This window comes from Allobosea sp. (genome assembly GCF_048595345.1).
Classification (GTDB): domain Bacteria; phylum Pseudomonadota; class Alphaproteobacteria; order Rhizobiales; family Beijerinckiaceae; genus Allobosea.
The window spans coordinates 1-12,364 of record NZ_JBMDWH010000045.1 but is presented as its reverse complement, the minus strand read 5'-3'; the positions used below and the strand labels follow the sequence as shown (position 1 = coordinate 12,364).

Annotated in this window: 14 protein-coding genes and 1 pseudogene; 10 read left to right on the top strand and 5 right to left on the bottom strand. The window is 68.6% G+C overall.

What is annotated here, in order from left to right:
* Positions 1-210, top strand: a pseudogene (locus ACOJTB_RS05395) (hypothetical protein); the annotation flags it as partial.
* 54 nt (positions 211-264) lie between these two features.
* Here ACOJTB_RS05395 and ACOJTB_RS05390 read toward each other — a convergent pair.
* Together ACOJTB_RS05390 and ACOJTB_RS05385 are read right to left on the bottom strand one after the other, a co-directional pair.
* Positions 265-1,740 (bottom strand): multicopper oxidase family protein, encoded by a 1,476-nt coding sequence (locus ACOJTB_RS05390; protein WP_420101495.1) that lies wholly within the window; start codon positions 1,738-1,740, stop codon positions 265-267.
* A gap of 69 nt (positions 1,741-1,809) precedes the next feature.
* Positions 1,810-2,988, bottom strand: coding sequence for a pyridoxal-phosphate-dependent aminotransferase family protein (locus ACOJTB_RS05385; protein WP_420101494.1), 1,179 nt, complete (start codon positions 2,986-2,988; stop codon positions 1,810-1,812).
* Between the two features lie 188 nt (positions 2,989-3,176).
* Here ACOJTB_RS05385 and ACOJTB_RS05380 point away from each other — a divergent pair, with 188 nt between their 5' ends.
* Positions 3,177-3,749: a DinB family protein gene (locus ACOJTB_RS05380; protein WP_420101493.1), complete on the top strand. Its 573-nt coding sequence runs from the start codon at positions 3,177-3,179 to the stop codon at positions 3,747-3,749.
* Positions 3,750-3,751: 2 nt separating this feature from the next.
* On the opposite strand, the gene ACOJTB_RS05375 is transcribed toward ACOJTB_RS05380, so the two are convergent.
* On the bottom strand, positions 3,752-4,258 hold the full coding sequence (locus ACOJTB_RS05375; RefSeq protein WP_420101492.1) for a cupin domain-containing protein: 507 nt from the start codon (positions 4,256-4,258) through the stop codon (positions 3,752-3,754).
* A 228-nt stretch (positions 4,259-4,486) separates the two neighbouring features.
* On the opposite strand from ACOJTB_RS05375, the gene ssb reads away from it, so the two are divergent.
* The 6 genes from ssb (at position 4,487) to ACOJTB_RS05345 (ending at position 8,534) form a co-directional block, all read left to right on the top strand.
* Positions 4,487-5,035, top strand: coding sequence for a single-stranded DNA-binding protein (gene ssb / locus ACOJTB_RS05370; protein WP_420101491.1), 549 nt, complete (start codon positions 4,487-4,489; stop codon positions 5,033-5,035).
* 241 nt (positions 5,036-5,276) lie between these two features.
* On the top strand, positions 5,277-5,633 hold the full coding sequence (locus ACOJTB_RS05365) for a winged helix-turn-helix domain-containing protein (RefSeq protein ID WP_420101490.1): 357 nt from the start codon (positions 5,277-5,279) through the stop codon (positions 5,631-5,633).
* Between the two features lie 423 nt (positions 5,634-6,056).
* Positions 6,057-6,875: a tonB-system energizer ExbB gene (gene exbB / locus ACOJTB_RS05360; protein ID WP_420101489.1), complete on the top strand. Its 819-nt coding sequence runs from the start codon at positions 6,057-6,059 to the stop codon at positions 6,873-6,875.
* 3 nt (positions 6,876-6,878) lie between these two features.
* A complete protein-coding gene (exbD, locus tag ACOJTB_RS05355) occupies positions 6,879-7,325 on the top strand; it encodes a TonB system transport protein ExbD (protein ID WP_420101488.1) in 447 nt (148 codons plus the stop codon).
* The gene (locus ACOJTB_RS05350; RefSeq protein ID WP_420101487.1) at positions 7,322-8,185 is read left to right on the top strand and encodes an energy transducer TonB family protein; all 864 of its coding nucleotides are present in this window, start codon (positions 7,322-7,324) and stop codon (positions 8,183-8,185) included. The genes exbD and ACOJTB_RS05350 overlap by 4 nt, the downstream gene beginning before the upstream one ends.
* A gap of 100 nt (positions 8,186-8,285) precedes the next feature.
* Positions 8,286-8,534, top strand: coding sequence for a hypothetical protein (locus ACOJTB_RS05345; protein ID WP_420101486.1), 249 nt, complete (start codon positions 8,286-8,288; stop codon positions 8,532-8,534).
* A 320-nt stretch (positions 8,535-8,854) separates the two neighbouring features.
* Here ACOJTB_RS05345 and ACOJTB_RS05340 read toward each other — a convergent pair whose 3' ends face one another.
* On the bottom strand, positions 8,855-9,178 hold the full coding sequence (locus tag ACOJTB_RS05340) for a hypothetical protein (RefSeq protein ID WP_420101485.1): 324 nt from the start codon (positions 9,176-9,178) through the stop codon (positions 8,855-8,857).
* A 12-nt stretch (positions 9,179-9,190) separates the two neighbouring features.
* Positions 9,191-9,676, bottom strand: a complete 486-nt coding sequence (locus ACOJTB_RS05335) for a pyridoxamine 5'-phosphate oxidase family protein (protein WP_420101484.1) — start codon at positions 9,674-9,676, stop codon at positions 9,191-9,193.
* A gap of 268 nt (positions 9,677-9,944) precedes the next feature.
* Here ACOJTB_RS05335 and dps point away from each other — a divergent pair, with 268 nt between their 5' ends.
* Complete coding sequence (dps, locus tag ACOJTB_RS05330; protein WP_420101496.1) at positions 9,945-10,457, top strand: DNA starvation/stationary phase protection protein Dps; 513 nt, start codon at positions 9,945-9,947, stop codon at positions 10,455-10,457.
* A gap of 158 nt (positions 10,458-10,615) precedes the next feature.
* The coding region (gene valS, locus ACOJTB_RS05325; RefSeq protein ID WP_420101483.1) for a valine--tRNA ligase at positions 10,616-12,364 on the top strand (1,749 nt) is incomplete at its 3' end.

Below are 12,364 nucleotides of genomic sequence, written 5' to 3'. Positions count from 1 at the left end.
GTCTATCTCAAGGGCTCGCGCGAGCTGATCGGCCGGCGCATGGCCGCCCGCCAGCATCATTTCATGCCGCCCGCGCTGCTCGACAGCCAGTTCGCCACGCTGGAGGAGCCCGGCCCGGACGAAAATCCGCTGGTCGTCTCGGTCGAGGACAGCAAGGAGGCGATCGTGCAGGATGTGGTGGAGAGGCTGGGTCTAGGCAGTCGGCAATGAGGCAGTCGGCAGTCGAGATGGCGGAGCTATCGAAGCCCGATCGCCGACCGCCCCTCACACCACCTCGAACCAGCCCCACAGCCCGAGATCGAAGCGCTCCAGCACCGATGACGAGATCAGCCAGCGGCCGGGATTGTCGGCGATGAAGGCGACATGCAGCTTCTTGCCTTCGGGGATCTGCACAGTGTCGAGGAAATAGTTCTCCCAGCCATCGTCCAGCGGGTGCAGAAGGCGCACCGCGTGGCCGTGGATATGGATCGGCTGGATGAAGGCCGTGCGGTTGTCGATCGCCATCACCACGGGCGTGCCGCGCTTGACGCTGAACAGCGGCTTGCCCTCGGCGCTGCCGATGCCGCCATTGACCGTCCAGGGCCGGGCGAGGTCGAGCCCGGCGAAATCCAGCGTCCGCTCCGGGGTCGGCCTGGCCCCGCCTTCGATGACGACGCTCGGCCGCAGCGCATCCTGCATCCGCACCGCCGCCGGCAAGGCGGGGTTGAGCTTCAGCACTGCCGGCTGGGGGCGCGCGGGCTTGGCCGGACCCTCCGTCACCAGCCGCAGCAGAGGCAATCCGGGCCCGACCAGCGCCGTAATGCCCAGCGAGGCGCCGGCCGCCTCCGGCAGATCGAGGACCACGTCGTAGCGCGTGCCGGGTGCGAAGGGCAGTTGCGCATGCACGGGCTCGAACGGCTCGGTCGGCTGGCCATCCACGGCGATGACCGAAGCCTTAGCGTCGTCGAAGCGCAGCCGCATGATCCGGGCGTTGCAGGCATTGGCGAGCCGCAGCCTGATCCGCGAGCGCGGCGGCAGCCGCAGTGTATAGGGCGGGGCCTTGCCGCTGACGGTCAGCCAGCTCCCGAGCCGCCCGGCGGTGGCCGAGGCATTGCTCTGGAGCATGAAGGGCTGGATCGTCTGGTCGTCGCCGAGCAGCCAGTCCGTCACCACCAGCGGCAGATCGAGATCGACCGGCGGCGGCTCGCGCTCCTCCACCACGAGCAGCCCTGACAGGCCCCGTCCAGCCGGCTCCGAGGAGCCGCCGATCACCAGCGGGCGGTAGAGGAAGCTGCCGGCATCGGGCGGCGTCAGCTGGATCTCGGCGCTGGCGCCGGGCGCGACCGCCGGCTGGCTGAAGCCGCCGACCCCGTCCTGCGCGGCGGCGCCGCGCAGGCCCTGCCAGTGCAGCGACAGCGGCGCGGTGGTCTTGTTCTCCAGTTTCAGCTTCAGGGTCTCGCCCTGGCGGATTCGCAGGGTCGCCCCGGGCGTGGCGCCGTCGAAGGCCCAGATCTCGGTTTCGGCGGCGGGGGCGGGGCGCAGGCGCAGCTTGGCAGGCTGCGCCGTCAGGGTGCGCGTGGGCGGTTCGGGGGAGGGCTGGGGCAGCGGGGCCGAAGCGGGCAGGGCCGGTTTCGCAGGCTCCGGTCTGGTCGGTGCCGAGTCGGCACGGCGGGGAAGGGCACCCGCCAGCGCGGCCGTTCCCATGCCGGCGAGCAGGTCGCGGCGGCGGATCGGCGAGGCGAGGGGCGGCTTGCGGCTCATGGCCTGAGGCATAAAGCGCCGCGCGCCCTCTGGCGAGAGGGGCCGTGCCGCTGTTGCGGCCCGCGGCGGCTACACTGCCTGCGCCAGGCTCGCGATCGCGGCGGTGACGCCGCCCGCGCCATGCGCGATCCCCTCGGCCTGCAGCGCCAGCTCCACCGCGCCAAGCGTGCCGAGCAGCGCGGCAGCGCTGAGATGGCCCATATGCGCGATGCGGAAGGCCTTGCCGGCATAATCGCCGATGCCGAGCCCGAGCGAGACGCCGCAGATGTCGCGTGTGAAATTCGTGATGATCGAGGGGTCGATCCCTTGCGTCAGGATGGCGGTCACGGAAGGGGCGCGCTCTGACGGCTCCGGCACGCTGAAGCCGAGCACGCCCCCGGCCGACCAGGCCTCCACCGCCGCATGGGTCGCTGCGGCGAGCGCCGCATGGCGGGCCCAGATCGCCTCCAGCCCCTCCTCGAAGATCATGTCCAGCGCGGCGCGCTGGCCGAAGAGCAGATGCTCGGGCGCCGTGCCGCAATGCTTCATATAGCCGAGGCCGGTGAGCCGTCCGGTCCAGTCCCAATAGCCGCTGCGCATGTCCGCGCTCTCATGGGCGGCGAGCGCCTTGGCATTGGCGGCGACGAAGGCGAGGCCTGGCGAGCCCATCAGCCCCTTCTGCGAGGCGCTCATCGCGACATCGACGCCCCAGGCGTCCATCTCGAAGGGCATGCAGCCGACGGAGGCGACCCCGTCGACCATCAGCAGGGCCGGGTGGCCGGCGGCGTCGAGGGCGCGGCGGATCGCCGGGATGTCGTTGACGACGCCGGAGGCGGTGTCGATCTGCACGGTCATCACCGCCTTGATCGCATGGGCCTTGTCGGCCCGCAGCCGCTCCTCCAGCGCCGCCGGGTCGACGGCCTTGCGCCAGCTGCCAGGCATGATCTCGATGGCCGCGCCCATCATCCCGGCCATCTCGCCCCAGCCAATGGCGAAGCGCCCGCTCTCCAGCACCAGAACCTTGTCGCCGCGCGAGAGCACATTGGTCAGCGCCGCCTCCCAGCCGCCATGGCCGTTGGCCGCGTAGATGAAGGTCTCGCCAGTCGTGCGGAAGACGCGCTTGAGATCGGCGAGGATCGAATCGGTCATCCCGGTGATCGAGGCCGAAGCCAGTTCCTCCGCCGGGCGCATCATCGCCTGCAGCACGCGGTCGGGGATATTGGTCGGGCCCGGCATGGCGAGGAGCGGGCGGCCATGGGCCAGGGTCATGAGGGAATCCTTTGGCGTCGATCGCGTGGACGCCCCTTCGGACATCTTTTGAAATTCGACAAGGTCCAGTCGAGCGCTCCTGTCATGCACCGTCCCGCGTTTCGGCAGATGATCGCGGCGCACCATCATGGTCCTGAAGCGGTGCGGCTTCTTCGACAGGGCGGGATGACGGCGAGGAGACTGCGACGATGGACGCCCCTTTGATCTTCCGCGGTATGGCTCACAACAACGCCTGGGCGAACGACCGGCTGCTCAGGGCCTGCGAAGGCCTGTCGCCGGCAGATTTCACGGCCCCGCGGACCGGCTTCTTCCCGACCCTGCGCGCGACGCTCAACCATATCCTCGTGATCGACCGCTTCTATGTCGATGCGATGGAAGGCGGCCGGCTGGGTCCCGACGCCTGGGCCGATCCCGAACCCTGCCGGGACGTGCCCAGCCTGCGGGAGGCTCAGCGCGCGGTCGACCGGCGGCTGATCGCGGTGGTGGACGCGGCGGGCGAGGGCGGATTTGGGCGCGTCGTCAGCATCGACCGCCATAGCCATGTCCAGCGCGAGAGGCTGGGCCGATTGCTGTTGCATCTCTTCCAGCACCAGATCCACCATCGCGGCCAGGCGCATGCGATGCTGAGCGGCACGGCGGTATCCCCGCCGCAGCTCGACGAATTCTTCCCGGCCGCCGAGGCGCCCCTGCGCGCGGGGGAGTTCGCCGCGCTCGGCTTCACCGAGGCGCAAATCTGGGGTCCGGAGGCGACCCCGGCCTGAGCTCAGGCGGCCAGGCCGCCCGATGACGCCTCGCCGCGCAGGGCGTTGCGCAGGCGATAAGCCAGCGCCACCGGCTTGGGGAAGCGCTTGCGGCAGAAGGCGATCTTGCGCAGGTAGCGCTCGATCCGCCAGGTCGCCCAGGTGCCGCCGGCGAAATAGGCGATGTCGCCGGTCCGCAAGGTTCGCTGCGAACCATCCTCGGCCGTCACATGGACCTCGCCTTCGAGGATCACCACCGTCTCGTCCCAGTCGAAATGCCAGCGGAAGGTGCCCACCGTGCAGTCCCATACGGCGGTCGTCGCCGCCTCGTCGCCGCTGCGCGAATGCAGCGCGATGCGCGCCTGCGGATCGCCCTCCAGCACCCAGTCCGGCGTGATCGGGCAGGGCTCCATCGCAAGATCGCCGAGCGCATGCGAGACGAGCGGCGGCTGAGCCGGCGCGGCCGTGACGATGGGCATCTGCCGCAGCATCGTCGCGGCGGCGGTGGCGATCATGAATTTCAGCGACATCGGCTCCTCCCGGCCGGCTGCTTTAGCCACAGCCTCCTGAAGGCGGGCTTGAAGCAATGCCCTGCATTTGAGCGACCGGACGCCGGGCCGGACGAAAGCCGGGGACAACCCTTGCAGAGATATAGAACAAAGAAAGAACATCGTTGCGTTCGCCCCGGCTGCGCTCTAGGGTCCGTCACCGGTCCAGCGGGCCGGTTTCGTGATGAAGTGCGCAGGAAGGAAGCCGCCATGGCTGGCAGCGTGAACAAGGTCATTCTGGTCGGCAATCTCGGTCGCGATCCAGAGGTGCGGCGCCTGGGCAGCGGCGAGCCCGTGGTCAATCTGCGCATCGCGACCTCGGAAACCTGGCGCGACAAGCAGTCGGGCGAGCGCAAGGAGCGCACCGAGTGGCACTCGGTCGTGATCTTCAACGAGAACCTCGCCAAGGTCGCCGAACAATATCTGCGCAAGGGCTCGAAGGTCTATATCGAGGGGCAGCTCCAGACCCGCAAATGGCAGGACCAGTCCGGCGTCGAGAAATACACCACCGAGATCGTGCTCCAGCGCTTCCGTGGTGAGTTGACCATCCTCGACAGCCGCCAGGGCGGCGGCAGCGACGAGTACGGCGAGGGCTCCGGCGGCGGCTATATGGAGGATCGCTCGGGCGGCGGCGGCTCCTTCGGCCGCTCAGGCGCGATGGGCGGGGGCGGCTCGCGCCAGCCTGCGATGTCGAGCGGTGGCGGCAGTGGCGGCGGCCGCTCCTCCTCCAGCCATCTGGACGACGACATCCCGTTCTGAAGCGGGCGAGATCGTTCTGACGACTTAAAGGTCCGTTTCGCGGCGAGATCCGTCGCGTTCGATCCGCGTTGAGCCGGCCTCAGCGCGGCGCCGCGGCGGGGTGCCGGGCCATCGCGCATCCGCGCGCTCGCGATGCGCCAAGATCTTGCTGGAGCATCCGCTTGCTTCGAGAAGTGGATTCCCCTTTTCGGTCCGATGCTCTAGCAATCGGCGGCTGTATCAGGGAAAGCGCCGCGACCCCGTGCCTTCGCTCAGTCTGCGCATCGAGCTCGATCCGGAAGGCCGTATCGGCCCCGGCAAGATCGAGCTTCTGGAAAAGATCGGAGCGCTCGGCTCCATCTCTGCGGCCGGCCGTGCCATGGGCATGTCCTATCGCCGCGCCTGGGATCTGGTCGAAGAGCTGAACGCGCTGTTCGGCGAGCCGGTGGTGGAGCGCCAGGTCGGCGGGCGCAATGGCGGCGGGGCGAGTCTGACCGAGCTCGGCCGCATGCTGGTGATGCGCTTCCGCGCCCTCGAGGCGGCGGCCACCGAGTCCGCGCGGGACCATCTGGCGGCGTTGCAGGCCGCGATCCGTGAGAAGCCCGGCGAGCGCGGGTAAACGCCATCCCCTCCTGAGGCGTGCTCGCCCTCCCGACCGCCTGCGCCCCTTGACACAGGCGGGTCTTTCCCACACTCGTTCTTCAAGCAAGCCATTGAAAAGGCTTGTTATTTTTAACTGTTCCAAACTGAAGGAACGCCGCTCCGGTCTTAAGGTCGGGCGCTGACGCCAAGTCGTCCGCCCGGTCGCGAGGAGTCGGTGCGGAGGGGCGCTGCCGCCTCCATGGGATCGGTGATGAGACCTGTCTTTCGTTCGGCCCCGCCGGCTGGTGCGGCAAGGTGTTGCTTCGCGGCGCTCGTCGCTGCCGGCCTTCTGATGCTTCCCTGCGCGAGCACGAGGGCACAGGCGCCGGAGCAGGCCGCACCGGTAGCGGCCCCGTCCGCGCCGGGCAACCTGCCCCTGATGCCACCGGCTTTGCCGCAAATGGCCATCAGCCCGCCGACCGCCGCTCACCCCACCATGCCGGCCGCGCCCGGCGCGCCGACCCCTGCGGATGCGGCCTCCGCGAGTGCCGCGCTGCCGCATGACCTCTCGCCTTGGGGCATGTTCCTGGCGGCCGATATCGTGGTGAAGGCGGTGATGCTCGGGCTCGCCTTCGCCTCGGTGGTCACCTGGACGATCTGGCTTGCAAAAACGATGGAGCTGATGGCCGCGCGCTCGGCCGCCGGACGAGGGGTGCGCCAGTTGGAGGCGGCGGACAGCCTGCAGACGGCGGCACAGGCGATGCAGGCCGGGCGCCGCAGGTTGGGCGGGCCGGTGGGCGCCCTGACGGCCGCGGCTCTCGACGAGGCGAGCCGTTCGGCCGATCTCGGTGCCGACGGCATCAAGGAGCGTGCCGCCATCGCGCTCTCGCGGGTCGAGGCGCGGGCCGGGCGGGCGATGGCGCGCGGCACCGGCGTGCTGGCGACGATCGGCTCGACTGCGCCCTTCGTCGGGCTGTTCGGCACCGTCTGGGGTATCATGAACGCCTTCATCGGCATCAGCCAGTCGAAGACGACCAATCTCGCCGTGGTCGCGCCAGGCATCGCCGAGGCCCTGCTGGCGACGGCGATCGGCCTCGTCGCGGCGATTCCCGCCGTGATCGTCTACAACGTCTTCGCCCGCGCGATCACGGGTTACCGCGCCATCCTTTCGGATGCCTCGGGCGAAATCCTGCGCCATCTCTCGCGCGATCTGGAGCGGCGCCGGCGGCCGGCCGGCCCGTCCCTGCGGGGCGGGCCCCCGCTTCAGGCTGCGGAGTAGGCCATGGCCGTCTCGCTCAAGGATGCCCAGGATGGCGATCTCGGCGAGGTCGCGGAGATCAACGTCACGCCTTTCATCGACGTCATCCTGGTGCTGCTGATCATCTTCATGGTGGCGGCCCCGCTCTCGACGGTGGATGTCGCGGTCGATCTGCCGGTCTCGAACGCCCAGCCGCAACCGCGGCCGGACACCCCGGTCTTCCTCACCGTGAAGGGCGATCTGTCGCTGGCACTGGGCAACGACGCCGTCCCGCGCGAGGCGTTGCAGGCCGTGCTGGACCAGCGCACCAACCGCGACCGGGAGCAGCGCGTCTTCCTGCGCGCGGATGGGGCGGTGCCCTATCGCGACCTGATGGAGGTGATGAACCGGCTGCGGGCGGCGGGCTATCTCAAGATCGCGCTGGTCGGGCTGGAGGATACGGGGCAGGGCGCCGCGGGGGCAAAGCCGTGACGCTCCGCCGCTCGCCGCTGGATCGCTATGGCCCGGCGGCCCTGCGCTGGGGCGTGGCGGCGCTCGTCGTCGCGGGCGCCCATGGCGGAGCCGGCTGGGTCGCGGCGAACTGGCAGCGTGCCGAAGCCGCGGCAGGCGCGACGCCCGCCGCCGTCATGATCGAGCTCGCGCCTTTGGCGGTCGCGCCGGAAACCCCGCAGCAGGATTTGGCGCCCGGGCCCGAGATGGTGGAAGCCCAGCCCGAGCCCGAGCCGCCCAAGGCGGTCGAGCCGCCCAAGGAGATGGAACCGCCTCCGCAGGAAGAGCCGGAGCCGGTGGCCGCGCCCGAGCCGGAGATCAAGCTGCCGGATCTGCCGCCGCTGCCGGATGTCGCCGCAACGCTCGCCCCGCCGCCTCCGAAAAAGCCGGAGCCGCCCCCGCCGAAGGAGGTGAAGCGCAAGCCGCCACCCAAAATCGTCGAACGAAAAAAGCCGATCAACCCGGACAGGCCCCGCGCCGAGCGGACCTCGGCGCCGAGCGCGCAGGCTTCCATCTCGGATCGCGCCGCCGCGCCGGCAGCCGGCGCATCATCGGCCTCGCCTGCCGCCGCGGCGAGTTGGCGCGGCTCGCTGATCGCTCATCTCAACCGCTACAAGCGCTTTCCCGGTGGGGCGAGCCCCGGCGTGGTGCAGGTCGCCTTCAGCATCGACCGCAGCGGACGCGTGACCTCGGCGCGGCTGGTGCGCGGCTCCGGGGATGAGGCGCTCGACGAGGAGGCGGTCGCGATGATCCGCCGCGCCAGCCCCGTGCCGGCGCCGCCGGAGGGGCTGGGCGGAGGCGGCGGGATTTCGCTGGCGGTGCCGATCCGATTCTCGCGCTGATGCGTTGTCAAAGCGAACGGCAAGGCTTTGACTGCCGTTTCGTTGCGATTCGCCGTCGCGCTGGTCGCTGCCGGACCGGCGCCGAGAGAGGAGGGCGGTCATGTCTTCGATTAAATTCGCCGCGGTGCTGCTCGTCGCAGGCGCGCTGGGCGGCTGCATCACCACCGAGGATCTGCGGGCAGCCGATGAGGCACAATGCCGGTCCTACGGCTTCAGGGCGCCCAGCGAGGCTTTCTCCAACTGCCTGATGCAGCTCGATCTCGACCGGGCCGCTGCGCGGCGTGCCCGCTTCGACCGCTTCGACGACGGGTTCTACGGCCCGCGCTGGTATGGCTGGCGCCGCTGGTAGTCGCCCGAGCCGGCAAGGCCAACCGACCAAAAGGGCCTAAAAAGAAAAAAGGGCCGCGCAGAGCGCAGCCCAAGTCTAGGGAGGAAACGCCCAAGGAGGGCGACGCAACATCTCTGCTGCGCTGCAATAGAGATAGGACGGCAAACGTTTACCCGCAAGGGGAAAAGGTTAGCATCTCTGACTGTTTTTTCGGGCAGTGAAATATTCGAGATTTCAGATGCTTGGGCCGCTGATGCCAGGGCGGCGCTCAGAAAAAAGGCAGAGTCGCACGATTGTGCGGCTCTGCCTCGCGGTTTGGGCGGTCCCGCCGAACGCCGATCTCAGCCGGAGGCGCGTGCCGTGCCGCGCGCCGGGGCGCTCTCATCGCCGGCCGACCGGTCATCGCCTTCGGCGTCGTCCTGCTCCGGCCGTGATAGACGACCGCGACCGGCGCTGCGAAGCGATCCACGCGATTGTTTGAAATCGTCGAAGGCACCGGCCTCGTCGAGCCGCTTCAGCCCGTAGCCGGCCAGGGTGAGCGCGATCGCGCCGGGGCCGAGGCGCGAGACGAGCATCGCGATGCCGATCGCGGCGGGCCGGGAATACTGTCCCTCGGCGGCGCGGATCGCGACCCAGGCCCCCAGGGCGTTCACGAGAAGTTTCATCGGTTCCGTTCCTCAGAGGGCGACTTTGCGGTTCTCGCCGAGATCGGGCTTGGCGCCGGTGAGCGCAGCGGCCGCCATCTTGACGCTGGTCACGATCTTGCCCGGGCTGTCCCAGAACTCGGCCATGCTGGGGCGCACGCGCAGGACGCGGATGTTCGGATCGTCCTCGTTCTCCCAGAACGCCTTGTTGCTGGCGTCCCAGAGATCATGGACCTTCTGGCGGTCGTCCAGCACGCTCGCCGTGCCGGTCACCGAGAGATATTTATGCCCGCTCGTGTCGGCGAAGGCGAGGCAGACATTGTCGTTGACCTGGATCTCGTCATCCTTGTGGTGGCGGCGATCGGTCAGGAAATAGATTGTGTCCTCCTCCCGCTCGCCATGGGCGTGCATCGGGCGGGCGCGCAGCTCGTCGCCCTGGCCGTCATGGGTGACGAGCATGGCGAACTTGATCGAGTCGACGAGTTCCCAGACGCGATCCTGATCCGTGTGATGAGTCATGCTTACCCTCCGGGCACATCTGCTGTTGGCTTCGAATGTCCAACGGCAGGGAGGCCGAACGGTTCCAGCCTGGCCCGCTGCCGCTTCGGAACATCGCCGGGCCGGGCGCGTAGTCGTGGACGGCGGGGCCGTGAGGGCCGATCGCCGGGATCGCGGGCCGGAACTCCGACGATCCGCCACCGAATTCGCACCAGGGACGCCGCCAATGGCCAAATCCATGACCGACAAGAGCATGAGCAAGTCTGACAAGGCCGCGGCCGCCCCCAAAATGGCCACCGCACCGAAGACCGCCGCTGGCGACAAGGTGGTGAAATCGAGCCGCATCGATCTGGCCTCCAACACCAAGACCAAGGTGATCGGCATCCTCAACGAACGCCTCGCCGACGGCATCGACCTGTCGCTCGTCACCAAGCAGGCGCATTGGAACCTCAAGGGCCCCGGCTTCATCGGCATCCATCTGATGCTGGACGGCTTCCGTGATGAACTCGACGTCCATGTCGACACGGTGGCGGAGCGCATCGCCCAGCTCGGCGGTATCGCGCTCGGCACCACGCAGACCACGGCCCAGACGACATCGCTCAAGGCCTATCCGACGGAGATCGTCTCGGTGCAGGACCATCTCGCCGCGCTCGTCGAGCACTACGCCGATGCCGGCAACAAGGTGCGCGAATCCATCGACGCCTGCGACGAGGCGGGAGACGCCGACACCGCCGATCTGCTGACCGCCTATTCGCGCATGCTCGACAAGTCGCTCTGGTTCATCCAGTCCAACATCGGCTGACGCCTGGCGGCGGTCTCGCATGACCGAAGTCGGAAGCATCCGACTTCGGTCGTCATCGAAAGCGTTGACGGGCAGGGCGCGCATGCGCTCTTAGAGCGATTGGCCCTTTTCAAACGGCCGGGACGGGGTTCCCGGCCGTTCTGCGTTCGAGCGATGCGATGATGGACAAGACTTTCGAGCCGGCAGCCGTCGAGGCCCGGATCAGCCAGGCCTGGGACGAGGCGCAGGCCTTCAAGGCCGGTCGCGGCGCCGCGCCGGGCGCCGAGCCCTATTGCATCGTGATCCCGCCGCCGAACGTCACCGGCTCGCTGCATATGGGCCACGCCCTCAACAACACGCTGCAGGACGTGCTCTGCCGCTTCGAGCGCCTGCGTGGCAAGGACGTGCTCTGGCAGCCCGGCACCGACCATGCCGGCATCGCGACGCAGATGGTGGTGGAGCGCAAGCTCGCCGCCGAGAACCGCACCGACCGCCGGACCATGGGCCGCGAGGCCTTCCTGGCCGAGGTATGGAAGTGGAAGGAGGAGTCTGGCGGGACGATCGTCAACCAGCTGCGCCGGCTCGGTGCCTCCTGCGACTGGTCGCGCGAGCGCTTCACCATGGATGAGGGGTTGAGCCAGGCCGTCCTCAAGGTCTTCGTCGGGCTGCACAAGCAGGGGCTGATCTACCGCGCCAAGCGGCTGGTGAACTGGGATCCGAAATTCCAGACCGCGATCTCGGATCTCGAGGTGCTGCAGGTCGAGAAGACAGGCTCGTTCAAATGGCAGCGCGGCGGCGAGGAGGACTTCGACGCCGCCAAGCTCGACAAGGTCCTGAACAAGGACCCGGGCGGCCACCTCTATCACTTCGACTACCCGCTCGAAGGCGCCATTTATGACGCTGCCGACCCTGCCACCTACATCACCGTCGCCACGACGCGGCCCGAGACGATGCTGGGCGACACAGGCGTCGCGGTGCATCCGGAGAACGAAAAGCTCGGCCATCTGATCGGTCGCAACGTCGTGCTGCCGCTCGTCGGCCGTGTGATCCCGATCTTCGGAGACGATTACGCCGATCCCGAAAAGGGCACCGGCGCGGTCAAGATCACCCCGGCTCACGACTTCAACGATTTCGAGGTCGGCAAGCGCCACAAGCTCGCGATCGTCAACATCCTCGATGCCGAGGCGCGCATCACCCTCGCCGGCAACGAGGATTTTGCCCGCGACGCCGCGCCCGAGGCCGACGCGCTGACGCTGGACGGCATCGACCGCTTCCAGGCGCGCCGCCGCGTCGTGGCGCTGATGGCAGAGCGCGGGCTTCTGGCGAAGATCGAGCCGAACACCAGCATGGTGCCGCATGGCGACCGCTCCGACGTCGTGATCGAGCCCTGGCTGACCGACCAGTGGTATGTCGATGTCAAGCCGCTCGCCAACCGCGCGCTGAAGGCCGTGAAGGACGGCCGGACCAGGTTCACGCCCGAAAACTGGACCAGGGTCTATGACGACTGGCTGGAGAACATCGAGCCCTGGTGCGTCTCGCGCCAGCTCTGGTGGGGCCACCAGATCCCGGCCTGGTACGGGCCGGACGGAGAGGTCTTCGTCGCCGAATCCGAGGCTGCCGCACAGGCGCTCGCGGTCGGCCATTATGGCGGCCCCGTTGCGCTCACTCGCGACGAGGACGTGCTCGACACCTGGTTCTCCTCGGCGCTGTGGCCGTTCTCGACTCTGGGCTGGCCCGACGAGACCGACGAGCTGAAGCGCTATTACCCGACCGCGACGCTGGTCACGGCCTTCGACATCATCTTCTTCTGGGTCGCCCGGATGATGATGATGGGCCTCAACTTCATGGACGAGGTGCCGTTCAAGGACGTCTACATCCACGCCATCGTTCGCGACGAGAAGGGCGCGAAGATGTCGAAGTCGAAGGGC